Annotated in this window: 26 protein-coding genes; 12 read left to right on the top strand and 14 right to left on the bottom strand. The window is 55.8% G+C overall.

The window, feature by feature from the left end:
• Nucleotides 1–269: 269 nt before the first annotated feature.
• Together ACQZ51_RS15235 and ACQZ51_RS15230 are read left to right on the top strand one after the other, a co-directional pair.
• Nucleotides 270–941 (top strand): FadR/GntR family transcriptional regulator, encoded by a 672-nt coding sequence (locus ACQZ51_RS15235; protein WP_448778449.1) that lies wholly within the window; start codon nucleotides 270–272, stop codon nucleotides 939–941.
• 35 nt (nucleotides 942–976) lie between these two features.
• Nucleotides 977–2,509 (top strand): UxaA family hydrolase, encoded by a 1,533-nt coding sequence (locus ACQZ51_RS15230; protein ID WP_448778447.1) that lies wholly within the window; start codon nucleotides 977–979, stop codon nucleotides 2,507–2,509.
• 141 nt (nucleotides 2,510–2,650) lie between these two features.
• On the opposite strand, the gene purH is transcribed toward ACQZ51_RS15230, so the two are convergent.
• From purH to htpX, 4 genes are all read right to left on the bottom strand, one after another.
• Nucleotides 2,651–4,267 (bottom strand): bifunctional phosphoribosylaminoimidazolecarboxamide formyltransferase/IMP cyclohydrolase, encoded by a 1,617-nt coding sequence (purH, locus tag ACQZ51_RS15225; RefSeq protein ID WP_448778445.1) that lies wholly within the window; start codon nucleotides 4,265–4,267, stop codon nucleotides 2,651–2,653.
• A gap of 162 nt (nucleotides 4,268–4,429) precedes the next feature.
• Nucleotides 4,430–6,052 carry a heparinase II/III family protein gene (locus ACQZ51_RS15220; protein WP_448778443.1) on the bottom strand — a complete coding sequence of 541 codons (1,623 nt, stop codon included), beginning with the start codon at nucleotides 6,050–6,052 and terminating at the stop codon, nucleotides 4,430–4,432.
• 290 nt (nucleotides 6,053–6,342) lie between these two features.
• Entirely contained in the window at nucleotides 6,343–7,731 is a 1,389-nt protein-coding gene (locus ACQZ51_RS15215) for an RsmB/NOP family class I SAM-dependent RNA methyltransferase (protein ID WP_448778769.1), read from the bottom strand.
• The gene (htpX, locus tag ACQZ51_RS15210; protein ID WP_192065138.1) at nucleotides 7,722–8,681 is read right to left on the bottom strand and encodes a zinc metalloprotease HtpX; all 960 of its coding nucleotides are present in this window, start codon (nucleotides 8,679–8,681) and stop codon (nucleotides 7,722–7,724) included. The genes ACQZ51_RS15215 and htpX overlap by 10 nt, the downstream gene beginning before the upstream one ends.
• A gap of 102 nt (nucleotides 8,682–8,783) precedes the next feature.
• Between htpX and ACQZ51_RS15205 the strand changes: the two genes are divergently transcribed.
• Complete coding sequence (locus tag ACQZ51_RS15205) at nucleotides 8,784–8,984, top strand: DUF1674 domain-containing protein (RefSeq protein WP_448778441.1); 201 nt, start codon at nucleotides 8,784–8,786, stop codon at nucleotides 8,982–8,984.
• Between the two features lie 57 nt (nucleotides 8,985–9,041).
• Here ACQZ51_RS15205 and ACQZ51_RS15200 read toward each other — a convergent pair whose 3' ends face one another.
• The 8 genes from ACQZ51_RS15200 to hemE form a co-directional block, all read right to left on the bottom strand.
• Nucleotides 9,042–9,926, bottom strand: a complete 885-nt coding sequence (locus tag ACQZ51_RS15200) for a ParB/RepB/Spo0J family partition protein (RefSeq protein ID WP_192065134.1) — start codon at nucleotides 9,924–9,926, stop codon at nucleotides 9,042–9,044.
• 100 nt (nucleotides 9,927–10,026) lie between these two features.
• Nucleotides 10,027–10,821, bottom strand: a complete 795-nt coding sequence (locus tag ACQZ51_RS15195) for a ParA family protein (protein ID WP_342365811.1) — start codon at nucleotides 10,819–10,821, stop codon at nucleotides 10,027–10,029.
• A 16-nt stretch (nucleotides 10,822–10,837) separates the two neighbouring features.
• Complete coding sequence (rsmG, locus tag ACQZ51_RS15190; RefSeq protein WP_448778438.1) at nucleotides 10,838–11,458, bottom strand: 16S rRNA (guanine(527)-N(7))-methyltransferase RsmG; 621 nt, start codon at nucleotides 11,456–11,458, stop codon at nucleotides 10,838–10,840.
• An 11-nt stretch (nucleotides 11,459–11,469) separates the two neighbouring features.
• Nucleotides 11,470–13,347, bottom strand: coding sequence for a tRNA uridine-5-carboxymethylaminomethyl(34) synthesis enzyme MnmG (gene mnmG / locus ACQZ51_RS15185; RefSeq protein ID WP_448778436.1), 1,878 nt, complete (start codon nucleotides 13,345–13,347; stop codon nucleotides 11,470–11,472).
• Nucleotides 13,348–13,399: 52 nt separating this feature from the next.
• Nucleotides 13,400–14,725, bottom strand: coding sequence for a tRNA uridine-5-carboxymethylaminomethyl(34) synthesis GTPase MnmE (mnmE, locus tag ACQZ51_RS15180; protein ID WP_448778434.1), 1,326 nt, complete (start codon nucleotides 14,723–14,725; stop codon nucleotides 13,400–13,402).
• An 87-nt stretch (nucleotides 14,726–14,812) separates the two neighbouring features.
• Nucleotides 14,813–16,078: a transcription termination factor Rho gene (rho, locus tag ACQZ51_RS15175; RefSeq protein WP_155398682.1), complete on the bottom strand. Its 1,266-nt coding sequence runs from the start codon at nucleotides 16,076–16,078 to the stop codon at nucleotides 14,813–14,815.
• A 185-nt stretch (nucleotides 16,079–16,263) separates the two neighbouring features.
• Nucleotides 16,264–16,809, bottom strand: coding sequence for a protoporphyrinogen oxidase HemJ (gene hemJ / locus ACQZ51_RS15170; RefSeq protein ID WP_448778432.1), 546 nt, complete (start codon nucleotides 16,807–16,809; stop codon nucleotides 16,264–16,266).
• Nucleotides 16,809–17,840, bottom strand: coding sequence for a uroporphyrinogen decarboxylase (gene hemE, locus ACQZ51_RS15165; RefSeq protein WP_448778430.1), 1,032 nt, complete (start codon nucleotides 17,838–17,840; stop codon nucleotides 16,809–16,811). The genes hemJ and hemE overlap by 1 nt, the downstream gene beginning before the upstream one ends.
• 406 nt (nucleotides 17,841–18,246) lie before the next feature.
• Here hemE and ACQZ51_RS15160 point away from each other — a divergent pair, with 406 nt between their 5' ends.
• From ACQZ51_RS15160 to dnaQ, 5 genes are read left to right on the top strand one after another with little or no spacing between them, the layout of a single operon-like run.
• Entirely contained in the window at nucleotides 18,247–19,068 is an 822-nt protein-coding gene (locus ACQZ51_RS15160) for a pyruvate, water dikinase regulatory protein (protein WP_448778428.1), read from the top strand.
• Nucleotides 19,069–19,102: 34 nt separating this feature from the next.
• Complete coding sequence (locus ACQZ51_RS15155) at nucleotides 19,103–19,702, top strand: Maf-like protein (protein ID WP_448778426.1); 600 nt, start codon at nucleotides 19,103–19,105, stop codon at nucleotides 19,700–19,702.
• The gene (locus tag ACQZ51_RS15150; RefSeq protein ID WP_448778424.1) at nucleotides 19,695–20,555 is read left to right on the top strand and encodes a shikimate dehydrogenase; all 861 of its coding nucleotides are present in this window, start codon (nucleotides 19,695–19,697) and stop codon (nucleotides 20,553–20,555) included. The genes ACQZ51_RS15155 and ACQZ51_RS15150 overlap by 8 nt, the downstream gene beginning before the upstream one ends.
• Nucleotides 20,556–21,152, top strand: coding sequence for a dephospho-CoA kinase (gene coaE, locus ACQZ51_RS15145; protein ID WP_448778423.1), 597 nt, complete (start codon nucleotides 20,556–20,558; stop codon nucleotides 21,150–21,152).
• A gap of 4 nt (nucleotides 21,153–21,156) precedes the next feature.
• The gene (dnaQ, locus tag ACQZ51_RS15140; protein ID WP_448778421.1) at nucleotides 21,157–21,855 is read left to right on the top strand and encodes a DNA polymerase III subunit epsilon; all 699 of its coding nucleotides are present in this window, start codon (nucleotides 21,157–21,159) and stop codon (nucleotides 21,853–21,855) included.
• A 52-nt stretch (nucleotides 21,856–21,907) separates the two neighbouring features.
• Here dnaQ and secB read toward each other — a convergent pair whose 3' ends face one another.
• Complete coding sequence (gene secB / locus ACQZ51_RS15135) at nucleotides 21,908–22,390, bottom strand: protein-export chaperone SecB (RefSeq protein ID WP_042615668.1); 483 nt, start codon at nucleotides 22,388–22,390, stop codon at nucleotides 21,908–21,910.
• Between the two features lie 80 nt (nucleotides 22,391–22,470).
• Nucleotides 22,471–23,019 (bottom strand): FxsA family protein, encoded by a 549-nt coding sequence (locus ACQZ51_RS15130; RefSeq protein WP_448778419.1) that lies wholly within the window; start codon nucleotides 23,017–23,019, stop codon nucleotides 22,471–22,473.
• Between the two features lie 253 nt (nucleotides 23,020–23,272).
• On the opposite strand from ACQZ51_RS15130, the gene ACQZ51_RS15125 reads away from it, so the two are divergent.
• The 4 genes from ACQZ51_RS15125 to ACQZ51_RS15110 are packed head-to-tail and all read left to right on the top strand — an operon-like array spanning nucleotide 23,273 to nucleotide 26,035.
• Nucleotides 23,273–23,968, top strand: coding sequence for a Tim44/TimA family putative adaptor protein (locus tag ACQZ51_RS15125; protein ID WP_192065111.1), 696 nt, complete (start codon nucleotides 23,273–23,275; stop codon nucleotides 23,966–23,968).
• On the top strand, nucleotides 23,965–25,086 hold the full coding sequence (gene mltA, locus ACQZ51_RS15120; RefSeq protein WP_448778416.1) for a murein transglycosylase A: 1,122 nt from the start codon (nucleotides 23,965–23,967) through the stop codon (nucleotides 25,084–25,086). The genes ACQZ51_RS15125 and mltA overlap by 4 nt, the downstream gene beginning before the upstream one ends.
• Nucleotides 25,083–25,673: a Smr/MutS family protein gene (locus tag ACQZ51_RS15115; protein ID WP_448778414.1), complete on the top strand. Its 591-nt coding sequence runs from the start codon at nucleotides 25,083–25,085 to the stop codon at nucleotides 25,671–25,673. Before mltA ends, ACQZ51_RS15115 begins: the two co-directional genes overlap by 4 nt.
• Nucleotides 25,670–26,035, top strand: a complete 366-nt coding sequence (locus ACQZ51_RS15110) for a helix-turn-helix domain-containing protein (RefSeq protein ID WP_448778413.1) — start codon at nucleotides 25,670–25,672, stop codon at nucleotides 26,033–26,035. Before ACQZ51_RS15115 ends, ACQZ51_RS15110 begins: the two co-directional genes overlap by 4 nt.
• Nucleotides 26,036–26,106: the final 71 nt, after the last annotated feature.

Genomic DNA, 26,106 nt, shown 5'->3' with positions numbered 1-26,106 from the left:
TCCTCCCTTAGCACCCTAACTCCACCCAGGGCGCTGCAATCTGGCGAAATGGTTAGGCCGCATTTTATTTTTGGTCAAGCCAATTTTAGAGACAACATAGTAGCAGAGGTGGATAGAGCACGCAGCATCCTTAGAAATTCCGAATTAATCCATATTTTTCAGCACAATAAACATTTCCTTGCCACCAAGAGGCGGAGGCAGTACGGTAAGGCCAAATCGGCAGAAATGTGCCAATTGCTCAGAAACATTATATTGGTCAGGCCAAAATCATGGAGCCGCGTAGGCTTTATCAGCAGATAGCAGATCAGATCCGCGAATTGATCGACAGCGGCGAGTTTCAGCCGGGCTCACGCCTGCCGCCGGAGCGCGAACTGGCGCAGCGGCTAGGCGTGTCCCGTCCTTCCCTGCGTGAGGGGCTAATTGCGCTTGAGATCGATGGCAGCGTCGAGATCCGCATGGGTTCCGGTGTCTATGTTTCGGCCGAGCCTGCTCAACCGCTCACCCGCACCAAATCGCTGGGTGAGAGCCCGACCGAGCTGATGCAGGCCCGCGCCGCCATCGAGGGAACGACCATCGTTCTGGCAGCCAGCCGGGTGGATGATGCCTCTCTGGAAACCCTGCGCTCCACCCTTCAGGCCATGCGCGCCGAAATAGAGGCAGGCCGCAAGCCGCTGGATCAGGACCGTCAGTTCCACGTGCTGATTGCCGAGCAATCCGGCAATAGTGTCCTCGCCCGCCTCATCGCAGACCTGTTTGATGAGCGCCACAGCCCCATGTCGGCGCAATTCCGGGTCAAGTTCGAAGACAAGGACACCTGGACTTTCGCGCTGCAGGAGCACGAAGCCATTCTGGCAGCCCTTGAAGCAAAAGATCCACTCTTGGCGCAGTCGGCCATGCACAGCCATCTGGATAGCTCCAGACGCCGGTGGGTTGAGAATTAAAAACTAAAAGCAGGTATTCTTGAGGAGGAGAACCCGTGACAGATAGCTCTGAAGCCACCATTTTGCTCAACGCCCGTGACAATGTCGCGGTCGCCCGTCGCTCCATCCAGCCGGGAGGCGTAACAGGGCGCGGCGACCTCACCGCGCTTGAATTGATCGGGCGCGGCCACAAGGTGGCGCTAAGGACCATCAAAGCCGGGGAAGAGGTTCTCAAATACGGACAGGTCATCGGCGTAGCCACGCAGGACATCGAGCCAGGCCGCCTCGTCCATCTGCACAATCTCGCCGTCGTCGTCTCTGAACACACCCACCAGTTCAGCGTCGATATCGAGGAAAAGGGCATGTTGCCGCTGGAAGAGCGCCGCACCTTCATGGGCTTTGACCGTGGAGCAGGCGGCGTCGGCACCCGCAACTACATCGGCGTCATCGCATCGGTAAACTGTTCCGCCACCGTGTCCCGCTACATAGCCGACTATTTCAACCGCGATGGCGGCCTTGACGGCTTCAACAATATCGATGGCGTCGTGGCACTCACCCACAGCACCGGCTGCGCCATCAACACCAAGTCTGAAGGTTACCGGCTGCTGATCCGTACAATCCAAGGCTATGCCCGCCATCCCAATTTCGGCGGCATCCTGTTGATTGGCCTTGGCTGTGAAACCAACCAGATCGCGCCCATTCTGGAACATTACAAAATGGAAGAGGGCGAGCGCCTTCGCACCATGACCATCCAGCAACATGGCGGCACGCGCAAAACAATTGAGGCAGCCATCGCGCAGATCAAGGACATGTTGCCGATGGTCAATGCGGCAAAGCGCACCGAGCAGCCGCTGTCAGCCTTGAAGGTGGCGCTGGAATGCGGCGGCTCCGATGGCTATTCCGGCATTTCCGCCAATCCTGCGCTGGGCTATGCCTCTGATCTCATCGTGCGCAATGGTGGCACGACGGTTCTGGCCGAGACGCCTGAGATCTACGGTGCGGAACATCTGCTCACCCGCCGCGCCGTGACGCCCGCCGTCGCTGAAAAGCTGATGCAGCGCATTGAATGGTGGCGCGAATATACCGCCCGCAATGGCGACGAACTGAACAACAATCCCTCCCACGGCAACAAGCTGGGCGGGCTAACAACGATCCTTGAGAAATCCTTGGGAGCGGTGGCAAAAGGCGGCTCAATGCCGTTAAAAGCAGTTTATGAATTTGCAGAAACGGTGACAGAACAGGGCTTTGTCTTCATGGACACCCCCGGCTATGACCCGGTGGCCGTGACGGGCCAGGTGGCTGGCGGCTGCAATGTCATCTGTTTCACCACCGGCCGCGGCTCCGTCTCCGGCTTCAAGCCTTCTCCCTGCATCAAGATCGCCACCAACTCCGAAATGTACGAGCACATGAAGGAGGATATGGATATCAACTGCGGAGAGATCGTCACCGGCGCGGAGACCATCGAAGAATCCGGCAAACGAATTTTTGAGCACATCATCGCCGTGGCGTCGGGTGATAAGACGGTAAGCGAGATCTACGACTATGGCGACAATGAATTCGTGCCCTGGCAGGTCGGGTCTGTTACCTAGAGCAATTCCAGCAAAAGTGGGAACCGGTTTTGCGTCCGGAATTGCGGAAAAACAAAAACTCTAAACAGTGTCTCACGTGAAACATTCTTCCGAGTGAAGGCTTGGCGGGTCCTTTCAAAGCACCCGCCAAAACCACTCTTATCAATGCTTGAAGTGGCGCATTCCGGTAAACACCATGGTCACGCCATGGGCATTAGCGGCGTCGATCACGTCCTGATCGCGCATCGATCCACCCGGCTGGATAACCGCTGTCGCACCAGCCGCAATGGCTGCCAGAAGACCATCCGCAAAAGGATAGAACGCTTCAGACGCCACGGCTGAACCCTTGGTCAGCGGCTCGGCAAGGCCCATGGCCTTGGCTGCATCTTCCGCCTTCTGCGCTGCAATGCGCGCTGAATCGATACGGCTCATCTGGCCAGCGCCGATGCCAGCCGTCTGTCCATCCTTGGCGTAAATCACCGCATTGGATTTCACATGCTTGGCAATCTTGAAGGCAAACTTCATGTCCTCAAGTTCCTGTGGCGTCGGCGCACGGTTGGTCACAACCTTGAGGTCGAGATCCTCAACCATGCCATTGTCACGGCTCTGAACAAGAAGACCGCCTGAGACCGTCTTTGCGGTAATGCCTGGGGCACGGGCATCCGGCAGACCACCGGCAGACAGAAGCCGCAAATTAGGCTTACGGGCAACAATCAGGCGGGCCTCTTCGGTCACGTCAGGCGCGATAATGACTTCGGTGAAAAGCTGAATGATCTCCTCAGCCGTTTCCGCATCCAGCGTCCGGTTCAGTGCAATCACGCCGCCAAAGGCCGAGACAGGGTCGCAGGCCAGCGCCCGCTTATAGGCATCCAGCAGTGTCGCACCGGTTGCCACACCGCAGGGGTTGGCATGCTTGATGATGGCAACAGCAGGAGCAGCTTCGGGAAGGAATTCCGCCACAAGCTCATAAGCCGCATCGGTGTCGTTGATATTGTTGTAGGAAAGCTGCTTGCCCTGCAAAAGCTTTGCCGTGGCAACACCCGGACGCTTGTCGCCCGTGAGATAAAAGCCAGCGCTCTGGTGCGGGTTTTCACCATAACGCATCTTTTCCTTCAGCACGCCTCCGATCGCCCGGTAGTGTGGCGCTTCGATGGACAAAGCCTCGGCAAACCAGTTGGAAATGACGGCGTCATAGGCAGCGGTACGGGCATAGGCCTTGGCGGCAAAGCGTTGGCGAAGCGCGTAGCTCGTCTGCCCATCATCCGCCTGCAATGCTTCCAGCAGCTCTGGATAGTCGCTGGGGTCAGTGATCACGGTCACATAGGCGTGGTTCTTGGCCGATGCACGGATCATGGCCGGGCCACCAATATCGATATTCTCCACCGTCGTTGGATAGTCACCGCCCTTGGCGCGAACCTCTTCAAATGGATAGAGATTGATGATCGAGAGATCGATGGCTTCGATGCCATGCAGCTTCATGGCGTCCACATGGTCCGCATCATCCCGGATCGCCAGAAGACCGCCATGGACATTGGGGTGCAGCGTCTTGACGCGGCCATCCATGATTTCAGGAAATTTAGTAATGTCAGACACATCTGTGACCGGCAGGCCCGCATCGGCAATCGCCTTGGATGTTCCGCCCGTTGACAGAAGCTTCACGCCAAGTTTGACGAGAGCACCGGCGAGTTCGACAATATCTGTCTTGTCCGAGACCGACAGCAATGCGGTGCGGATCTTGACCTTATCGGGTGCGGGAATCTTCTTGGAAACGACGGCCATCGGGCAACTCCGTACATGGTGGAGGAAAGGCCGGAAATCTCTCGTTCCGGCGGTTGCCGCCGCGTTAGCACAGCTTCGCCCATTAATAAACAGAACGCAGGCATAAGCGGAACATCAACGCCGATTTTTCACCGATAAGCGATGCGACTGAGCCTTGGACGCCTAAAGCTTTCTCTCAATGAGCCACCGGATGTCTCTGGTTCCAGAAACCTCAAACCGAATTTCCAGCTGTTGCGACGGTCTTATGCCGGACGCGTCCGCCATGAAGACATCATCAGAAATAGTGACAGGCTGGCCGGGCGCAGAAAACACCCAGCTTGTTCCGTCTGCGGCACGCATCTGCACCGTCTCATCATCCAGCCGTTCAAGCTCGATGGCCGGATGAATGTGGAACCGCGACACAGCCTCGACCAAAGCGGGCGGTTGTTTCTGGTCTTCATCTGCCAAACGAACGAGATCCCGCCCTTTGATCCTGTTGCCAAGGGCCTCCAGGGAAAGCTCGCGCTCATGAATATAGCCGAACTCCCTCAGATAGCCATCATGCGAGGCCGTCAGTGTATCCGCTCCGTTCGGGTCGACCTCCCGTTGAACCTTAACCCCGCTAATGCCTGCCACCATGATAGGCCCAAGAAGGCGGGAACGGGACAGACGCGAGGAGGACGTATCTTCGATCGTCAATGTGGAATGGGCAGCAGTGGATCGGCTGGCCCGCCGGAAATCCATTGTGGCATAGGAGGGAAAGCCGGAATTGATGATGAACCGATTGCGGACCGAAGACATTTCAAAAGATAGGCAGCCACAATGCGCGCCGCGGGACAGTTCCGTGGATAGCGGCGTACCGGTATCGACGATGATGACGGTGTCTTCCGCCGATAGACGTTGATAGGCAATATCCGGCAAGGCACGGGAAGGGCGCCCGGAGGTTTCATCATAGCGCAGGACAGAGGCAAGCTCATTCGCAAGCGTCACTGTCGACCCGTTGAAGAGCGCCAGATCCCCATCCTGATGGCGGAAGAAGCGAAGTGCAGGAAACATGCGGTCTATGGCCGGCACAAGCCCGGGCGGCACGTCATGGCCCAGATTGATGTAGCTCTGCCGAAGCGGCAGCAGATCGAGCAGCAATTCCAACATGATGCGGGGGTTGCGAGACACATGCCCACCGTCAGGCCGAACCTGTCGCTCCAACTCGCGATCAAGCTTCATGCCAATATGCGCCATTCTTGCTGGCCGGTTGGGCAGCGCAATGGAGGCGATGGCGAGTGCAATGCGAATCTTCAGCCTGATTTCACCATCCGGCGCGTATTTTGCGATGAAGTTGAGATAGGCAACATGATAGCCGAGATTGCGTAGAAAGCGGCGATAGAAGCCCGCATCGGCATTCTGAAGAATGACGGGGGAGTGAGACAGCCACGCAATCAACCGCTGCGCCGCTGTTTCAGGCGCCCATGCAACGCCCTTGATTTTGCGCCCGTGCTGCGACATCCAGTCGGAAACCAATATGCGTGCACGGATACAGGCTTCCTCGGACTTCGCCACCCGTACATGCCTCAACCAGCTGAAAGCATGCAGCCTTTCTTCAAATGCCAGAGACGGCATTTCCATGGAAAAGGGCGACGCGCCGCCGGTATCCAGAATACGCCCACCAAGCGCGATGCGCCCATGCACAAGTTCCTGCGCCACGTATGGGTCGGCAGCCCGCAAATCCGTGGGCGCTACCACAAGGCCGCGAGGCGCACGGTCTGCGAGCTTCAGGAGCTTCAGACGCAGAACCGCGACCTCGATCATCACATGAGTTCTGAGGGTGCGTAGTAATAAGCCTGCTGTACCGAAGCGACTGTTCAGGGATTTTACCAAACGTGTATTTCCCCTCCGCGCGAAGATTTATGTTGGCACGAAGACCAAGGGGTTCTGTCCAGCATTGAAACAATCATTTAATCTTTCACGGAAAACTTCATATTCCGTTAACAAAATAGACGCAGTCACGACAAGGCTCCAACCCTTGCCAGATCGCTAAGGGCGATATGGCAAGGGCCTCAAAGGGAGCGTCTTGTGTGGACTGTCGGGAGAACTAGGCTTCAAACCCTGCGCAGGACTGTGGCGTAGAAGCCATCGACACCACCGAACATATCGGGCGTCGTGCGAAGGTCACCATCCGGGTTGACTGCAATCTCCATTCCGGGGAAAGCGTCGACCGTGACAGGCACCCGTTCAAGCGATGTTTCACGGGCCAAAACCTTGGCGACCATCTCTTCGCCCTCGGATGGGTCAAGCGAGCAGTTCGAAAACACGACAATGCCGCCCGGCTTTACCAGCGTTATGGCATGACGCAACATCTGCTCCTGCAAACCGGCAAGCTTGGCGATATCCTTCTCATCCTTGGTCCAGCAAACATCAGGATGCTTGCGCAGAGTTCCCGTGGAAGAGCAGGGGGCATCCAGCAGAACAGCGTCAAAAAGCTCCGTCGGCTGAAACTTCAACATATTCGTTTCAACCAGTTCCGCCTGCATTTGAAGGCGGCCAAGATTTTCACGAAGCCGCTTCAAACGGTTGCCAGACTGATCCAGCGCCATGACGGATGCGCCGCTCAGAATAAGCTGTGCGGTCTTGCCACCGGGGGCAGCACACAGGTCAGCCACGCGCTTACCCTTGAGATCGCCCATCAGGCGCACGGGCATGCTGGCTGAAAAGTCCTGCACCCACCATTCGCCCTCATCGAAACCTTCAAGCGCCGAGACAGAGCCCTCGAAAGAACCAAGGCGGACAGTGCCATTTGGCATCACCTGGCCATTCAGCTTCTCTGCCCAGAGTTCAGGCGCAGATTTAACCGTGATATCAATGACCGACGGAATGAGCTGGGCTTGCGCCATGCGCGCGGCCGCGTCCTCTCCGTAAACCTTGGCAAGCCTGCTATAGAACCACTTCGGCAAAACAGGAATGGTGCTGACGGCCTCGAGCACCGCGTCTTTTTCACGGCCCAGACGGCGCAACACTGCATTGACGAGTTTCACGAAACGTTTGTTGCGTGGGTCCCGATGGGCCTGCTCAACGGCGAGATCGACCGCCGAATGGTCAGGCACATCGAGATAAAGCATCTGCGCCGCACCAACCACGAGAACATGGTGCAAGGAGCGCGCACCTTGGGGCAGGGGGCCGTCCAGCAGCATGCCAAGCGCATGCTCGATGCGCGGCAGATGGCGAAGTGCAGTGTTGACGATAGCGCGCACCAGAGCACGGTCCGCCACACTCAGCGCCCGATAGACAGGATTGCCGTTTTCAGCATCCATCATCCCGTCAAGGGAGGTCTGCTTGTCGAGAACTGCCGACAGGATTTTTACCGCAGCGACGCGCGAACCAAGACCGGGCTTCCACTCACCATCGAATTCGGATGAGTCGACATTTCTACCAGACGGGCGACGTTTAAAATGTTTTGCCGGTTTGGCAGAGGAATCGGATGTCAAGACCAGGGACCTTTACGCTCATTATTGTCTTCTTTTCCGCCACCAATATTCGGGACGGAGCGTGATTTGCGGACCGGCTTAGCACTTGTAGGCTGATAGGTCGATGGTCGAGAAAATTCCTGTGACATGGCTTGCAATGCCGCAATCCGGTTTTCGGCATTCGGATGGGTCGAAAACAGGTTGTCCATCTTCTGGCCGGAGAGCGGATTGATGATGAACATATGCGCTGTAGCCGGATTGCGCTCGGCATCCTCGTTGTGAATGCGTTGCGCAGCGCCTGAAATCTTCTGCAAAGCCGATGCCAGCCACAAGGGGTTACCGCATATTTCCGCACCGCGACGGTCGGCAGAATATTCGCGGGTACGGCTGATGGCCATCTGCACCAGCATGGCCGCAAAGGGCGCAACGATCATACCAACGATCACACCGATAAAGCCAAGCGGGTTGTTGTTCTCGCGATTGCCGCCCATGAAGAAGGCGAGATTGCCGAGCATCGAAATCGCGCCCGCGAGCGTCGCGGTTATGGTCATGATCAATGTGTCGCGGTTTTGAATATGGGCGAGCTCATGCGCCATAACCGCAGCAACCTCGTTCGGCGTCAATTGCTCCATCAGGCCCGTGGATGCTGCAACCGCGGCATTCTCAGGATTGCGGCCGGTTGCGAAGGCGTTCGGTTGTGGGCTGTCATAGACATAGACTTTCGGCATCGGCAGATTGGCATTGTGTGAGAGATCACGGATCATCGAGAAGAATTCCGGTGCGTTATGCTCGTCGATCTCCTGCGCGTGATAGGCTTTCAGCACCATCTTGTCTGAATTCCAGTAGGAAAACAGGTTCATGCCCGCCGCAAACAACAGCGCGATCATCATGCCGCCCCGCCCGCCGATGAGGAAACCGAGACCCATGAACAAGGCTGTCATGAACGCCAACAACATGGCAGTACGCATCATGTTCATCAAAAATCTCCGCAAAAAGTGAAATTGCTTATCAAGCCCACGACTTCTATAATCTGGGTGACGAAGAAACGCTTTTCAATATCGCGTCATGAGGTCTGAGATATGGATACGCCCGATCACGACAATAACAATGATGTCGTCAAAGTCCTGTCACCCGCCGCTGAGCGCGCGCTGGCAGAAGCAGAGCAACGCCGTAAGCAGGCGAAAAAGATGGAACTCCCCCCGGAAACTGGTGGACGTGGTGGCGCCGAGCCTGTGCGGTTTGGGGATTGGGAGATCAAAGGGCGCGCGATAGATTTTTGATCGGCGAGGGCACCGCCCCCGACGATCCTGATCATTGCTAGCGACTCTGAATAGAACCTAGTTCTGTTCCAGCAGGCGGCAAACGGCTTCCAACTGCTCCAATGTGCGGTAGTTGATGCGGATATGTCCGCCGGTGCCCTTATGGTTGATCTTCACATCGAGGCCGAGAGCATCAGCCAATGTACGCTCCAACGCAATCGTGTCGGAATCCTTTTCATGTTCCGGCTTGCGGGAATGCATGGGATCAAGCTGCGCTCTGATGTCCGCCTGGGCCAGGCGCTCAGCATCTCGAACTGATAGGCCACGCGAAACGATGTTGCGCGCCAGATAGGTAGGATCAGATGTAGGCACGAGCGCACGCGCATGGCCTGCCGAAAGCGTACCCTCAGCCAGCATGTCACGAACGGCATCCGGCAGCTTTAAAAGGCGCAGACTGTTGGCGACATGGCTGCGGCTCTTGCCGATGATTTCACCGAGATCGTTCTGCGTATAACCATGCTCGGCAATCAGTTGATCGTAACCAAGCGCTTCCTCAAGCGGGTTCAGGTCCGAGCGCTGAACATTTTCAACGATTGCGAGTTCTAGGGCCGTGCGATCATCAACGTCACGCACGATGACGGGCACTTCCGTGAAGCCCGCCAGCTGTGCGGCGCGCCAGCGGCGTTCACCAGCGATAATCTCGTAGCGGTTGGGTTCAACCGTTCTCACAACGACAGGCTGTACGATGCCATGCTGCCGGATCGATGATGCCAGATCCTGAAGCTCATTCTCATCAAAATGACGACGGGGATTGCGCGGACTACGAGCGATGAACTCAATCGGAATCATCCGGTCCGGGCTCACGGGACGCTGCTCTCCACCAACAGGCAGAGGCTGGTCCATCTCGCCAATCAATGCGGCAAGGCCGCGCCCCAACCGGCGTTTGGATAGATCGTCGCTCATGAAAAATACTCCAAAATAACCTGCCAGCCGAAACTGGCTTAACCGCTTACGTCAGGATATCAGACGCGTTAGCCGTCAACAATCCAGACAGCAAGCCTTGCTACGCCGCTTTCCGCAAGCGTTCACGCTGAATGACTTCGGATGCCAGCTGCAAATAGGCCTGGCTCCCCGCGCATTTCAGATCATACAGGATCGCTGGCTTACCATAGGACGGCGCTTCGGACACACGCACATTTCGAGGGATGAGGGTGTGGTAGACCTTTTCCCCAAGATGCGTGCGAACATCGTTCACGACTTGCTGGGCAAGATTGTTGCGCGAATCAAACATCGTCAGGACGATGCCTTGAATATCGAGAGCCGGATTGACCGTGCCGCGTATCTGATTGACCGTGTCCAGCAACTGGCTGAGACCTTCGAGTGCAAAGAATTCGCACTGGAGAGGGACCAGAACGGAATGCGCTGCTGCCATGGCATTCATCGTCAGCAAATTGAACGAAGGCGGGCAGTCAACCAGAATGTAGGAGTAGGCAAGAGCCTCCGCGGAATGCAAAGCACTTCGCAGCAGAAAGACGCGGTTGGACGCATTGGCTACTTCCATTTCGAAGCCCAGCAGATCCATCGTCGATGCGACGATGTCGAGATTGGGAACGGCTGTGGGAACAACCACTTCGCTGATCGAATTGGCGCCGATCAACAGATCGTAGGAGGAAAGCTTGCGTTCGCGACGGTCTATGCCAAGCCCCGTGCTCGCATTGCCCTGGGGATCCAGATCAACCAGCAAAACACGCTCACCAATGGCCGCCAAAGCGGTTGCCAGATTGATGGCCGTGGTTGTCTTTCCCACACCACCCTTTTGATTGGCGATCGTAATGATGCGATTTTTTTCAAACATGATGCCGTACCTGACCTGGTCAATCAGCTTTTCGACGTAGATCACTGATTTCGAGCACTACAGAGCTCGCCTCTATACTGCTTTGATGTCTTATCAGATCGAAATCCCAACGAATACGGGCTTTCTGCACCTCTGCTTCGTAATCCCTGCCTTTGTTGAGATAGGAACGCAATTTGCCGTTCAAAACGGCCCATGGATGGATGTAATCAAACAACGAATCCAGCTCCGCCAGTGCGCGTGCAGAGACAGCATCGCAGGGGCCGACGAGCGGCGGTGCTGTTTCGATTCGGACCGGATGGACCGAGCCGCGTGCGCCAGTTTCTTTCAGCGCAACGCGCAGGAATCCGGCTTTCTTATTGTTACTTTCGACGAGATGAACCCATCCGTCCTGCTGCTCTGCAAGCAAAATGGCGGTAATAATGCCGGGAAAGCCGCCACCGCTACCCAGATCGACCCAAGTCCGCGACTGGGGTGAGAGATGGAATATCTGGGCACTATCGGCAATATGGCGTGACCATAGCTCTGGGAGAGTGGAGGGTGCCACCAGATTTGTCGTGGCATTCCATTTCTTGAAAAGCTCAACAAAATGCTCGAGTCGTTCTTGTGTTTCACGTGAAACACTCTGGCCGTTTATCATCATGCTAGGACTCGTTATAGCTGTGCTGTGCGCTTTTCGATGGTGGAGGCAGAGCCTTTTCTTACCAAGGCAAGAATAAGGGAAATCGCAGCGGGTGTCATACCATCCACTCTCGCTGCCTGCGCAATGCTGGTAGGACGGGCGGCCTGAAGCTTCTGTTTTAGCTCGCTCGAAAGGCCGGACAGCTGTGTAAAATCGAAGTCATCCGGTATCGTTCGGTCTTCATCACGCTTGATGTCGACGATGTCAGCATGCTGACGCTTCATATAGACAGCGTAGCTGGCTTCGATTTCCAGAACTTCAGCGATTTTCGGAGACAGAGCCGAAAGCTCAGGCCAGACCTGTTTCAGGCTGTCAACGGTAGTGTCGGGATAGGCAAGGAGTTCATAAGCTGTTCGCCTCTGCCCATCGCGGTTGAGCTTCAACCCGTGGACGCCAGCTTGCGATGGCGTAATGGACAAATCCTGCAGACGGGTACGCGCCTGGTCAAGGTCATCTACAAATTCACCGTATCGCTTCGCACGCGCGGCGCCGACAATTCCAGACGCCAGACCAACCGGCGTCAACCGCAGGTCTGCATTATCGACGCGGAGTGATAGGCGGTACTCGGCACGAGATGTAAACATGCGGTATGGCTCGGATACACCCTTGGACGTCAGATCATCGATCATGACGCCGATATAGGATTCGGTCCGGCTGAAATGCAGGGGAGCGCTATCGCTGGCCAGCAGCGAAGCATTGAGGCCCGCGACCAACCCCTGCGCCGCTGCCTCTTCATAGCCTGTCGTACCGTTGATTTGCCCAGCCAGAAAGAGGCCAGGAATTTTCCGGCATTCGAGGGAAGGACGCAATTCTCTGGGATCGACGTAATCATATTCGATGGCATAGCCTGCCTGAAGAATTTTTACCTTCTCCAGACCCGGAATGGTGTGGATGAACATCTCCTGCACGGAGAGTGGAAGAGACGTCGAAATACCATTCGGATAGATTGTGTCGTCATCAAGCCCTTCTGGCTCGAGGAAGATCTGGTGGCCATCCCGCTCCCCGAAGCGAACGATCTTGTCTTCGATCGATGGGCAATAGCGCGGGCCGACACCTTCGATCTGACCCGAATACATGGCCGAAAGGTGGATATTGTCCTGAATAATCTTATGCCCAGCAGGCGTCGTGCGGGTAACACCACATTCAATCTGACGGTTGTTAATCGTATCCGTCATGAAGGAAAAAGGAATTGGATCCTCGTCCGCCCCCTGACGCTCGACAGCTTCCCAATCGATCGTCTTTCCGTCAAGCCTCGCTGGTGTCCCGGTTTTCAGCCGGCCCATTTTAAGGCCAGCACGCGCAAGAGTGTCCGACAGACCGACCGAAGGCTTTTCTCCGACACGTCCAGCCGGAATCTTTTCGGAACCGATATGGATCAAACCCCTCAGGAATGTCCCGCTCGTCAGAACAACGGCGCGGCATGCGATCTTCTCTCCACTGGCCAGAACGACCGCAGAAATGACTCCGTCCTTAAACTCGATATCATAGGCATCGCCTTCGACAACGCTCAGATTGCCGATCTCAGCGATCTCGCGCTGCATCGCTTGCTTATAGAGCTTGCGGTCTGCCTGGGTGCGGGGCCCACGAACGGCAGGACCCTTTTTTCTGTTGAGCATACGAAATTGAATGCCAGCCGCATCGGCGACACGTCCCATCAATCCATCAAGCGCATCAATTTCGCGGACTAAATGACCCTTACCCAAACCACCAATCGCCGGGTTACAGGACATGATACCGATTGTTTGCGCATTATGGGTGAGCAGCGCCGTCTTTGCACCGTGACGTGCGGCAGCAGCGGCCGCTTCGCTACCGGCATGACCTCCGCCAATTACAACGACATCATATGTCATTATAATAAATCCTTGTTCTTGAAGCCGCGTCCGGCTCAATGTTTCACGTGAATCATTTTCCGATACAGAACTCGGAGAAAATCACACCGAGCAAATCCTCAACATCGACGCGTCCTGTTATACGCCCCAGCGACATCGCCGCCAATCTGAGATACTCCGACCTGATCGCAAGGTCCATTCCTTCGGAATTCTGCGCATCACTAACATAGTTGAGCGTCTCTTCAAGGCGTTTCTTATGGCGAGCGCGAACGGGAGCTAGCCCGTGGCTCGAGCCAACGCGCTTTTGAATCTCAGAGGTAATCGCCAATCTCAAGGCATCGAGGCCAATGCCGGTCTTGGCGGATATGGCGAGATCACAGTCAGTCAGATCGCCTCCACCGCGCAGATCAGCTTTGGTTGCCAAGTGTATGACGGTCGTATCTCCCGTCGTATCAATTTGTTGCGCTTCCGAATCGATATCGCAGAGAAGCAAAACGAGATCAGCTTGGGCTGCAGTTCTGCGGGCTCTAGAAATCCCTTCAATCTCAACTGGGTCAATTGTATCGCGCAGACCGGCTGTGTCGTAGAGCCGCACAAGGTAACCGTCAATATTGAGGTCAACGTCGATCACATCACGCGTGGTTCCGGCAATATCGGTCACAATAGCGACATCACGCCCGCTCAGTGCATTCAGAAGGCTTGATTTGCCGACATTCGGCGCGCCAACGAGGGCGACTTTGAAACCATCCCTAATGATTTCCGAGGATGCGCTACCGCTCAGATGCTGGGAAATCTCCAGATGCAGTTTACCGACTTCATCCCAGACCTGCGCCGCCACGGAGTCAGGTACATCTTCTTCATCCGAGAAATCGAGCTCCGCCTCGATCAAGGCACGGCAACGGGTCAGCTTGTTTGCCCAGCCGTCATAAACCGCTGACAGCCTGCCGGATGTCTGCTCGACGGCGAGCCGTCTCTGCATCTCCGTTTCGGCTTTAAGAAGGTCTGCCAGACCCTCTACTTCCAGCAGGTCCATCTTGCCATTGTCGAAGGCGCGTTTTGAGAACTCGCCGGCTTCTGCGGGCCTAAGTCCGGGAATGGCGTCCAATTCGGCAAAGACCGCGTCAACAACCGCAAGGCTTCCGTGAAGCTGGATTTCCACGCAATCTTCGCCGGTAAAAGAATTAGGACCGGGAAACACAAGGACAAGAGCCTGATCCAGGACTTCATTGTTTCGGTTTCGAATCGTTTGCAGAGAGGCATTCCGGGGTGAGGGCAGTCGAGGGCCGATCAGCGCTGCCAGCGCGTTAAACGCTTCCGATCCGCTAATGCGCAGCACGGCGACACCCGCTGGCAGGCGCCCACTTGAAAGCGCATATATTGTACTTTCCGGATGCGCCATCTCGTTCTCCCTACCTCTCAAACAATTGGCCGCGTCCGTTTTCCAGACGCGGCCTTATCACTCATTGCTACAAGACAGGCCGATGAATCAGGTGTTCATCGATTCGAAGAAATCGCCATTCGTCTTGGTCTGCTTCAGCTTGTCGATCAGGAACTCGATGGCATCCGTTGTTCCCATTGGCGCAAGAATCCGGCGAAGAACGAAGATCTTCTGAAGATCCTGGCGCGGCACGAGAAGGTCTTCCTTACGCGTACCGGATTTGAGAATATCCATGGATGGGAAGATGCGCTTGTCAGCGACCTTGCGATCCAGAACGATTTCCGAGTTACCGGTGCCCTTGAATTCTTCGAAGATGACTTCATCCATACGGCTGCCCGTATCGATCAGGGCCGTCGCGATGATGGTCAGCGAGCCGCCTTCTTCGATATTACGGGCCGCACCGAAGAAGCGCTTTGGCCGCTGCAGAGCATTCGCATCCACACCACCGGTCAAAACCTTGCCGGAAGAGGGAACGACCGTGTTGTAAGCGCGTCCGAGACGTGTGATCGAATCCAGCAGGATAACGACGTCACGGCCATGTTCGACAAGGCGCTTGGCCTTTTCAATGACCATTTCCGCGACCTGAACGTGGCGAACGGCTGGCTCATCGAAGGTAGAAGAAACGACTTCGCCCTTAACGGAGCGCTGCATGTCCGTCACTTCTTCCGGCCGCTCATCGATGAGAAGCACGATCAGATAGCATTCTGGATGGTTTGCGGTGATCGAGTGCGCGATATTCTGCAGCAGAACGGTTTTACCGGTGCGCGGTGGCGCGACGATCAATCCACGCTGGCCCTTGCCGAGCGGCGTAACCAGATCCATCACGCGGGCAGAGAGGTCCTTGGATGTCGGAATTTCAAGTTCCAGCTTGAACCGCTCATTCGGGTAAAGCGGCGTCAAATTGTCGAAGTGAACCTTGTGACGGATCTTCTCCGGGTCATCGAAATTGATCGTGTTGACTTTCAGAAGGGCGAAATAACGCTCACCTTCCTTGGGTCCACGGATCGGACCTTCCACCGTATCACCTGTTTTCAGCGAGAAACGGCGGATCTGCGATGGCGAAATGTAGATATCGTCCGGGCCGGGGAGGTAGTTGGCATTCGCGGAACGCAAGAAGCCGAAACCGTCCTGAAGAACTTCAACGACACCTTCACCAATGATCTCGACGTCCTGGCTCGCCAGTACCTTGAGGATAGCAAACATGAGCTCCTGCTTGCGCATCGTGCTCGCGTTTTCGACTTCCAGGGATTCGGCAAAAGTCAGCAAATCAGTCGGAGATTTGCTCTTAAGTTCCTGAAGCTTCATTTCAGCCATGAAGAGAAAGACCGTTTTAAATATGTGTGTGGGGGAAGGCTTGATCGCGAATCAGGTACTGAGGGTGTCCCGCAGACGGCTGAATAATTCACATGCCATTGAGATGAGTGTGCGGAAAATAGCGGCTCAACCCGAAACCCGCAAGAGGAAAGCACCAATTCCGAGAAAATTATCGTGATGAGCCGTTATGCGAAGGGTTTCACAACCACAAGTATGACGATTGCGATCATCAGAAGGGTTGGAACTTCATTCATCAACCGCCAGTGACGAGCATTGCGGGTGTTTTCATCCCGTGCAAAGCGGCGAACACTGCGGCTGAAATACACATGCGTCACAGTCATGGCAACGACGAGTGCGATTTTGGCATGAAGCCACCCACCCGAGAAACCATAGACCGACCAGGCGAGATAGAGCCCGAGCAACCAGGAAATCATCATGGCAGGGTTCATGATGACCTTCATCAATCTCTGTTCCATGATCTTGAAGGTCTCGGACTTATCAGAGCCCGGCGCTGCATCCGTGTGGTAGATGAAAAGCCGGGGCAAATAGAACAGACCCGCCATCCATGAGATGACCGCGATGATGTGAAGCGCCTTGATCCACAGATAGGCATCAGCCGGATCGACATGCAGCACCACGGCCACCATGCCAACGAAGACAGCCAGCGCGGCACCTGCCCGCAACCGGGTCTTTCGGCCAGCTGTGGCTGATGTCTGGGCGTTGTCGCTCATTATCTGGCTCCATAGGAGCGAACACGAGATACCAGTCTTGCGACATTCTCAGGATCCGCTTGCGGCGTGATGCCATGACCGAGATTAAAGATCAGCGGGCCGTTGCCCAGTACCTGAAGGATGGCGTCGATACCCTCATCAAGAGACTTGCCGCCGGAAACCATGCGCATGGGATCGAGGTTGCCCTGAACCGGGCCATCCTTTTGAAGCTCACGGGCGAAGGACAAGGGAACACTCCAGTCGAGACCAATGGCATCGGCTTCGGTCTTCTGGCGATAATCCTTCAAGAGAATACCGGCACCCTTTGCAAATGCGATGATCTTGGCACCGGGACGGCGGGCCCGAACGGATGCGATAATACGCGCAACGGGCTTCACAGCGTATTCTTCAAATTCCTTCTCACCCAGCACGCCTGCCCAGGAATCGAAAATCTGGACGGCATCGGCACCGGAATCGATCTGTGAAACCAGATAGTCGGCAGACATCTCTGCCAGAAACGCCAGCAGCTTTTCCATCGCTTCGGGGTGTTGATAACCAAAAAGCCGCGCTGGCGCCTGATCCGGCGTTCCGTGGCCAGCAATCATGTAGGTCGCGACAGTCCAGGGCGCACCGCAGAAACCGAGAAGGGTGGTCTTTTCCGGCAGCTCATGTCTCAGGCGCTTGACCGTCTGAAAGACGGGAGCCAGATGCGCCAGTACGCCATCACCCTTCAGCGCAGAAATCTCTTCCGGGTTGATCGGATCCATGGCTGGACCCTTGCCTTCCGTGAAAGAGACATTCCGGTTCAAGGCATCGGGTATCACGAGAATATCGGAAAACAGAATTGCAGCATCGAGATCGAAACGACGGATGGGCTGCAGCGTCACTTCTGTCGCAAGCTCTGGATTATAACAGAGATCGAGAAAACTCCCTGCTGTCTTCCGCGTCTCGCGGTACTCCGGCAGATATCGTCCTGCCTGTCTCATAAGCCAGATCGGAGGTGGAGTGAGTGTCTCACCGTTGAGAACCCGGATTACGCTTCGCTCGGCCATGCACACATCTTCTCTAAAAATAAAATCTAATAGATCTAAATGATTTTCTATTTCTTAGAGTCTGTGAGTAGCAAGGATTAAAATTCATCCAGTCTAAATGCCGCATCTGTGGGAAAGGCTGATCCAACCGGATAGCGGACTCAGCAGATGGGAAAACTGTGCGGATCAATGGAAATCTATTAGCAGATTCAATTATTTGGGAGAGAGCGCGTGATAGCCAGCCCTGTGGATAAGCTCTGGATGAAATTTAATCGTCTTTATCTCTCCCCATAATCCACAATCACCGATTTGCTGGCTACACCGGAAAGCCAATTGTGGATAAAACGGAAGTTATACGCTCGGTGACCCGGCGATGGCTTCCAGCCCTCATGTTGTGCACCTCTATCAACAGGGAGAGAAAAACAACGTGGAGAACCCAAAAAGTTTCTTCCATCTGCACCTGATTTCTGACTCAACCGGCGAGACTCTGATGTCGGCGGGCAGGGCGGTGTCTGCACAGTTTCACTCGGCCATGCCGCTTGAGCATGTTTATCCGATGATCCGAAACCAGAAGCAGCTGCAAAAGGTCATCGACAGCATCGATCAGGAACCGGGCATCGTGCTCTACACCATCGTCGATGAGAAACTGGCCGAGTTCCTCGATCTTCAATGTCACGCGATCGGCGTGCCCTGCGTCAATATTCTGGAACCGGTCATCGGCATTTTTCAGACCTATCTGGGTGCGGTCTCAAGGCGGAGAGTGGGGGCACAACACGCGCTCAACGCGGATTATTTTGCCCGCATCGAAGCGCTGAACTACGCCATGGACCACGATGATGGTCAGATGCCAGAACATTATGACGAGGCGGATGTCGTCATTATCGGTATCAGCCGAACGTCAAAAACGCCAACCAGCATCTATCTGGCAAACCGCGGCATCAAGACCGCCAATATTCCTGTGGTGCCGGATGTGCCTTTGCCCGACAGTCTTTATAAGGCGACGAAACCGCTGATCGTCGGTCTCGTCGCAACGTCCGACCGCATATCCCAAGTGCGAGAAAACCGTGAGCTGGGCACGACGGGTGGGTTTGATCGTGGACAATATATCGACCGCGCCACCATCATGGAGGAGCTCAAATATGCCCGCGCCCTGTGCGCTCGCAACAACTGGCCCCTGATCGATGTGACGAGGCGCTCGATTGAAGAGACGGCGGCGGCCATTCTTGCCCTGCGCCCACGGACACGGTAATCCCCTTCGCACCCTTGTTTGGAGACCACGGTCGATGAAACCAGAGCTGATACTCGCCTCCTCCAGCGCATCACGCCAGATGTTGATGCGCAATGCTGGACTGACATTTTCCGCCGAGCCCGCCGATATTGATGAGCGCGCCATCGATGCGGCGTTAGAAAAGGATGGAGCGACGCCGGACAGGATTGCCGTAGAGCTTGCCAAGGCGAAAGCGCTTGCGGTCAGCGCGGTAAAGCCGGACGCCATCGTGGTGGGTTGCGATCAGACCATGTCGCTTGGGAGCAGGATTTATCACAAGCCTAAAGACATGGCCCAAGCCCATGCCAATCTCATGTCATTGTCAGGAAAGACCCATCGTTTGAACTGTGGCGCTGCCATCGCCCGCAATGGCGAGATCCTTTGGGAGATCGTGACATTTGCCGATATGACGATGCGCGAACTCAACTCAGCCTTTGTGGACCGCCACCTGGAGCGGGTCGGGGAAAAAGTGCTGTCCAGTGTCGGCGCCTATCAGCTCGAAGGCGAGGGCATTCAATTGTTCAGCGCAATTGAGGGGGACTATTTCACGATCCTCGGCTTGCCGCTGCTGCCATTATTAACGAAACTTCACACATTGGGCCTGATCGATGGTTGATTCACGTGAAACATTAACCATCAAAGCCTTCGTCACCGGCTACCCGGTGAAGCATTCGCGCTCGCCGCTCATTCACGGATATTGGTTGAAACGGTTCGGTGTTGAGGGATCCTATGAGGCATTGGAAATCGCACCGGATAATTTCGCGACCTTCATGTCTGATTTGAAGGCAGGCGCAAATGGTGGATTTGTCGGCGGCAATGTGACGATACCCCACAAGGAATCCGCCTACCGATTGGCTGACCGACCAGATGACATTGCGCAGGAGATGGGTGCAGCCAACACGGTTTGGCTGGAAAATGGGCTCATTCATGCGACCAACACAGACGGCTACGGCTTTGTGTCCAATCTCGACGCATGCCATCCGGGCTGGGACAAGGTTGGCAAGGCGGTCGTGCTCGGCGCTGGCGGGGCAAGTCGTGCTGTTATTCAGGCGCTGCGCAATCGTGGCTATCAGGACATCCATGTGGTCAACCGGACCGTGGATCGTGCCAGGGAACTGAAAGATCGGTTTGGCAAGACTGTCCATGCCCATCCCTTCGATGCGTTGCAGGAGGTGATGTCGGGATGCGGTCTCTTCGTCAATACGACGTCGCTCGGTATGGATGGTCATGGCGCGCCAGAGATTGATTTCTCGACACTGTCTGATGGTGCCGTTGTGACTGATATTGTCTATGTGCCGCTCCAGACACCCATTCTCGCGATGGCTGAGAGTCAGGGATTTGCGACAGTGGATGGGTTGGGCATGTTGCTGCATCAGGCAAAACCGGGCTTTCAGAAATGGTTCGGGCCAATGCCTGAGGTGGATGACGAATTGCGGAAACTTCTCATCGCCGACATTGCGAGGCATTGAATGATCATCATCGGACTGACAGGATCGATTGGCACTGGCAAATCAACAACCGCGAAACTGTTTGCGCAAGAGGGCGTCGCGGTCTGTGATTCTGATGCGGTCGTTCATGAACTCTATGAGGGTGAGGCCGTGGCGCTGGTGGAAAACGCCTTTCCCGGTACCACGCAGGACGCAAAGGTCGACCGGCAGAAACTCGGAGATATCCTTCGACAGAATCCGGCTAAATTTAAAACCCTTGAGACAATCGTTCATCCTCTGGTGCGGCAGAAGCAGGACGAGTTTATGGAGCAGGCACGCCATGCCAATGCCGAAATTGCGCTTCTTGATATACCGCTGCTATTCGAGACCGGTGCCGAAAGCCGCGTCGATACAGTCGTGGTAGTCAGTTGTTCACCGGAGCGCCAGCGCCAGCGTGTTCTTGCCCGGCCCGGCATGACGGAAGAGAAATTTGAATTGATCCTTGCACGGCAGATGCCGGATGAGGAAAAGAGATCACGCGCTGATTTTGTGATCGACACCAACACCAGCGTCGATGACGCCCATGCCCAGGTCCGTGCAGTGCTTGAGACGTTGCGCTCGGCGCGAGAGGAAAGATAAGACGATGCGTGAGATCATTTTCGATACGGAAACCACCGGTCTGGAATCCAAGGCTGACCGCATCATCGAAATCGGCGGCATTGAGCTTTTCAATCACTTCCCGACGGGCAAAACGCTGCATCTTTATATCAACCCTGAAGATCGCAAGGTGCACCCCGATGCGCTGGCGGTTCACGGAATTACCGATGAGTTTCTGCGCGACAAGCCGAAATTCGCAGATGTCGTGCAGGAGATCCGCGACTTCTTCGAAGGTGCGCGATGGGTAGCGCACAATGCGACCTTCGATATGGGCTTCATCAATGCGGAGTTTGCCCGCCTCGGCATAGAGGCGGTGTCGCCGGAACTTGTGACCGACACTCTGTCCATGGCGCGGCGCAAGCACCCGATGGGCCCGAACTCGCTGGATGCGCTCTGCCGCCGGTATGGTATCGATAATGCGCACCGCACCAGGCACGGAGCCTTGCTCGACTCCGAACTTCTGGCGGAAGTCTATATTGAGATGATTGGCGGTCGCCAGACCGCGCTCGGTTTCGGCGGTGCGACCAAAGCACGGACCAATGATGTCGTCGATAAAGGCCCTATCGATATTCCCGTCAGGACGCGAGCCTTGCCGTCAAGGCTGGATTCGGAAACAGCTGCCGCGCATGGCAAGCTGGTTCTCGCCATGGGTGACAAGGCGATCTGGAATAAATACAGCCATTAAAAAACCCGGGCGTTGACCCGGGTTTCTGTTGTCTCTCGTCTATGACGAAAGATTAGTTTGGTACGGCCTGAACCTTGGCGCGGGCCTGTTCTTCCGCAACGCGCTGCGCAAACATCTGCGAGAAATCGATCGGGTCGATCATCAGCGGCGGGAAGCCACCGTTGCGGGTTACATCGGCAATGATCTGGCGTGCGAACGGGAACAGCAGGCGCGGGCACTCGATAAAGAGAACTGGCAGCATGTGCTCCTGCGGGAAACCGGTGATGCGGAAAACGCCGCCATAGGTCAGCTCAGCAACGAAAAGAACCTTATCGCCATCCTTGGCTTCGGCATTCAGCGTCAACACAACATCGAAATCCGAACCGGAAATGGGGTTGGCATTGACGTTGACATTGATGTTGATGGCAGGTGCGCCATCACGAGCCTGAAGCGAACGCGGTGCACCTGGATTTTCGAACGACAAATCCTTGGTGTACTGGGTCAAAATGTTGAGGGAAGGGTTTGCACCGTCCTGCGCACCGTTTTCAGTGGTCATATCATGTCCTCGAGCATGGAATTCTTGCAAGCCCGTCTATCATCTCGACAAATGCCTTACAACCCTCCGACTTCAGCGGATCAGGGTTTTGGAAGGTTGCGGTTGTCCTTGTCAGGCGACCAGGGAGACTGGTTCGGACCATCACGGTGAAAGTCATCCTCATCCAGATCGACAACCTTGGCCGAGCCATCCGGCTGTGGACCGGGACGAAAACCGGGATGGCCAGAAGGGCCGCTGGATGTGCGAGCGCCTGGACCTCTGAATGCACCCGCCACCACGATGCGCGATCCTAGAGCCTTCCACATGAGTGCGCGAACCGCTGGCACGAGCAGCAGAAGACCGATGATATCTGTGATGAAGCCAGGCAGGAAAAGCAGTATGCCGGCGATAACGCGCAGGCCGCCACTGATCATGGCCTGTGCCGGCTGTTCGCCCGTCTTGCCCGCATTCTGCAGGTCACGAACCATGCCAAGCCCGCCGGAGCGCAGGATCATCAAACCGAGGAATGAGGTGAATAGCACAAGGCCGAGCGTCAACCACAGACCGAGCGCCTTTCCAACCACGATGAAACCGGCAATTTCCAGAATGGGCATCGCAAGAACGATGACGGGCAGAAATGACAAACGCATATTGAAGCCTTGCAAACGATGAGAGCGCGACGCGTTCTCTTGACCTTTATCAGAACGCATTCACTGACTGATTTCGGGGATCGGCCGCAAACATCAATGCTCTTTCAGGCAGATCCGACGTGTGAAAACAAACCATATCGCCAATTCGACCACCTTTGGAAACCGGCGATTGCATCTGTCCGTTTGAATGATGGGCAGATGCAGACTATATGATGTGTAGAAAATTAGATTTAAATGGCGGTTTCGGTAAAAGATGGGCTCAAGCGACTTTATTACATTGTTTTTCCTCGTGGCTGCGGTGCTGATTTTCCTTCAGTTGCGCAGCGTCCTTGGTCGTCGAACTGGCAACGAAAAGCCACCTGTCGACCCTTACAGCCCGCGTGACATGGCAAAATCGCCTGCAGACGATAACAAGGTCGTGACCTTGCCAAAACGTGGCGAAGGCGAAGAGGAAAATCGCTTCGCGGAAATCGATGCCATCGCCCCAGTTGGATCTGCGCTTAATGATTCGCTGCGTGAGTTGAACAAGACCGATCCGACATTCCGCCCGAAGGAGTTTCTCAACGGCGCGCGGATGGCTTATGAGATGATCGTGACGGCCTTTGCCGATGGTGATAGAAAGTCGCTCAAGAACCTCCTTTCCAAGGAAGTCTATGACGGCTTTGTTGCGGCGATCGCCGAGCGCGAAAAGCGCGGCGAAGTCGTGAAATCGACCTTTGTCGGCACCGAGAAGATCGACATCACCCATGCCAGCATCCGCGATTCGGAAGAGCAGATCACGCTGCGCATCATCAGCCAGCTGATTTCGGCAACCTATGACAAGGACGGTGCGCTGATCGATGGCGACCCGGAAGCCGTGTCCGAGGTCGATGACATCTGGACGTTTGCGCGCGACATTCGCTCACGCGATCCGAACTGGAAGCTGATTGCGACCGAATCTGAACAATGAGCAGCGCTGGCCGGGATTTTGCCCTCCAAGAGGTGTCGTTTGCTGAACTGCCAGCTTGGCAGGCAGACGACCCTTCGCCGCTATTCCCGGCCATGCAATCCATTCTGGCCCATCTGCGCCAGGCAAAACCTTACCGCACCGGATCACTGGGTTTGAGCGCTGAGGAGCTTTTGGGGTTGCTGGAGGCCGTTGATGCAGGCGGCTTCAAAGATGCCGGCGCCGCCCGGCAGTTTTTCGAGACCCATTGCGTTCCCTTTAAAATATCACCGTCATCGGCAAAGAGCGGCTTCGTTACGGCCTTCTATGAGCCTGAGCTAGTGGTTTCGGCCACGCCTGACGAGACATTCAAATACCCCATCTATCGCCGCCCGTCCGATCTGATTGATCTGGATGAGACCAACCGGCCAGCGGCCATGGATCCCTATTACGCGTTCGGCTTGCAGCGGGATGGCGTCATTTCCCCCTATCCCGACAGGGGGGAAATCGACCGAGGCTATCTGGATGGGCAAGGGCTGGAAATCGCCTGGGCAAAATCGCGGGTCGATCTGTTTTTCGTGCATGTGCAGGGTGCCGCAAGGCTCCGCTACAGCGATGGCACCATCAGGCGCATCACCTATTCCGCAAAGGCGGGCCATCCCTTCTCCGCCATTGGCCGCCTTTTGCTGGACCGTGGTGAACTCGACCCTCAGACCATTTCGATGCAGACGATCCGGCAGTGGCTGGCGCGCAATCCTGACGAGGTGGACGAGGTTCTCTGGCACAATCGCTCCTACATCTTCTTCCGCGAGGCTGATGTGGAAGGGCTGGAGCTTGGGCCGATTGCGGCTGCCAAAGTTCCGCTTGTTGCGGGCAGGGCGCTTGCGGTGGACCGCCTGATCCACACATTCGGTTTTCCCTTTTTTATCAGTTCACCAAGCCTGACGCATCTGGATGAGGGAAAGCCCTTTGGCCGTCTCATGCTGGCGCTCGATACGGGCTCGGCCATCGTTGGGCCGGCGCGTGGCGATATTTTCACCGGCTCTGGCGATGAGGCGGGAGAACTGGCAGGCACGGTGCGCAACCCGGCCGATTTCTATATCCTCATTCCCCGTGGGGCGGCTGAGAGGTATCGGTCATGAAGGGTGGCCGCAAACTGGGCAGGGATGAGCGCATCCTGTGGGGCAAGGTTGCCAAGACGACGCGGCTGATTTCCGGGCGCGTGGAAGACCTGATGGAATTTGAAGCGCTGGAAGCGCAGATCGACCCAGAGCCGCAACCACAGCCACAGCCAAAAACTGCGAAGAAACCCATTCCGCCTTTCCCCAAAATGATTATCGAGCCGATACCGCAATCGGTCGTGGCGGACCCGGATCGCAAGCGCATTCACAGCCCTCTCGAAAGACCGGTCAAACGCAAGCTGACCCGTGGCCGCCTGCCGCTCGAAGCGCGCATCGATCTGCACGGCATGTTTCAGAGCGAGGCCCATGCGGTGCTTCTCGATTTTCTCGTTCGCGCCCATGAACGTGGGTTGCGGCACGTTCTTGTCATCACCGGCAAGGGCCGCTCCATGGGCAGCGAAGGCGCGTTGAAGCGTGCCGTGCCGATGTGGTTTTCCAAACCGGAATACCGGCATTTGATCTCGTCCTATGAAGACGCCTCCATGAACCACGGTGGTGATGGCGCTCTTTACGTGCGGCTAGCACGTCGGCGCGGAGATACATCATGACACCGTTTGCAGAAGCGGTTCGGGTTCTGCGCGAGAAAAAGGGCGTGACGCAGAAGCAGATGGCGTTGGCGATTGGTGTGTCGCCCGCCTACCTCTCGGCACTGGAACATGGGAAACGCGGCAAGCCGAGCTTTGATCTTCTTCAGCGCATTGCCGGATATTTCAACATCATCTGGGACGAGGCGGAAGAGCTTTTCTCGCTGGCGGGCACGTCAGACCCGCGCGTTGTCATCGATACGGCAGGTTTGCCGCCGCAATACACGATGCTGGCGAACGGATTGGCGCGGAATATTCGCAAGCTGCCGCCAAGTGTGATAGATGAATTGTCAGAGGTGCTACAAAAAAGCCGTCCTTGCGAGTGAAACCCGCGCTATCCCCTGCTTTGTGCAGGGTTTTGGCGCTTGTGGACTTTGGATATCGAGACGGAATTTCT

Source organism: Agrobacterium sp. CG674 (assembly GCF_053521645.1).
The sequence above is the reverse complement of the archived record's forward strand: the minus strand, read 5'-3'. Positions and strand labels throughout refer to the sequence as shown.

Excerpts from the sequence above, each read along its gene's own strand:
- ACQZ51_RS15235 (WP_448778449.1), top strand. The coding sequence starts at position 270 with ATGGAGCCGCGTAGGCTTTATCAGCAGATAGCAGATCAGATCCGCGAA.
- purH (WP_448778445.1), bottom strand. The coding sequence starts at position 4,267 with ATGGCCGTCGTTTCCAAGAAGATTCCCGCACCCGATAAGGTCAAGATC.
- ACQZ51_RS15220 (WP_448778443.1), bottom strand. The coding sequence starts at position 6,052 with ATGATCGAGGTCGCGGTTCTGCGTCTGAAGCTCCTGAAGCTCGCAGAC.
- htpX (WP_192065138.1), bottom strand. The coding sequence starts at position 8,681 with ATGAACATGATGCGTACTGCCATGTTGTTGGCGTTCATGACAGCCTTG.
- ACQZ51_RS15205 (WP_448778441.1), top strand. The coding sequence starts at position 8,784 with ATGGATACGCCCGATCACGACAATAACAATGATGTCGTCAAAGTCCTG.
- ACQZ51_RS15200 (WP_192065134.1), bottom strand. The coding sequence starts at position 9,926 with ATGAGCGACGATCTATCCAAACGCCGGTTGGGGCGCGGCCTTGCCGCA.
- rsmG (WP_448778438.1), bottom strand. The coding sequence starts at position 11,458 with ATGATGATAAACGGCCAGAGTGTTTCACGTGAAACACAAGAACGACTC.
- mnmG (WP_448778436.1), bottom strand. The coding sequence starts at position 13,347 with ATGACATATGATGTCGTTGTAATTGGCGGAGGTCATGCCGGTAGCGAA.
- mnmE (WP_448778434.1), bottom strand. The coding sequence starts at position 14,725 with ATGGCGCATCCGGAAAGTACAATATATGCGCTTTCAAGTGGGCGCCTG.
- rho (WP_155398682.1), bottom strand. The coding sequence starts at position 16,078 with ATGGCTGAAATGAAGCTTCAGGAACTTAAGAGCAAATCTCCGACTGAT.
- hemJ (WP_448778432.1), bottom strand. The coding sequence starts at position 16,809 with ATGAGCGACAACGCCCAGACATCAGCCACAGCTGGCCGAAAGACCCGG.
- hemE (WP_448778430.1), bottom strand. The coding sequence starts at position 17,840 with ATGGCCGAGCGAAGCGTAATCCGGGTTCTCAACGGTGAGACACTCACT.
- ACQZ51_RS15155 (WP_448778426.1), top strand. The coding sequence starts at position 19,103 with ATGAAACCAGAGCTGATACTCGCCTCCTCCAGCGCATCACGCCAGATG.
- ACQZ51_RS15150 (WP_448778424.1), top strand. The coding sequence starts at position 19,695 with ATGGTTGATTCACGTGAAACATTAACCATCAAAGCCTTCGTCACCGGC.
- coaE (WP_448778423.1), top strand. The coding sequence starts at position 20,556 with ATGATCATCATCGGACTGACAGGATCGATTGGCACTGGCAAATCAACA.
- dnaQ (WP_448778421.1), top strand. The coding sequence starts at position 21,157 with ATGCGTGAGATCATTTTCGATACGGAAACCACCGGTCTGGAATCCAAG.
- secB (WP_042615668.1), bottom strand. The coding sequence starts at position 22,390 with ATGACCACTGAAAACGGTGCGCAGGACGGTGCAAACCCTTCCCTCAAC.
- ACQZ51_RS15130 (WP_448778419.1), bottom strand. The coding sequence starts at position 23,019 with ATGCGTTTGTCATTTCTGCCCGTCATCGTTCTTGCGATGCCCATTCTG.
- ACQZ51_RS15125 (WP_192065111.1), top strand. The coding sequence starts at position 23,273 with ATGGGCTCAAGCGACTTTATTACATTGTTTTTCCTCGTGGCTGCGGTG.
- mltA (WP_448778416.1), top strand. The coding sequence starts at position 23,965 with ATGAGCAGCGCTGGCCGGGATTTTGCCCTCCAAGAGGTGTCGTTTGCT.
- ACQZ51_RS15115 (WP_448778414.1), top strand. The coding sequence starts at position 25,083 with ATGAAGGGTGGCCGCAAACTGGGCAGGGATGAGCGCATCCTGTGGGGC.
- ACQZ51_RS15110 (WP_448778413.1), top strand. The coding sequence starts at position 25,670 with ATGACACCGTTTGCAGAAGCGGTTCGGGTTCTGCGCGAGAAAAAGGGC.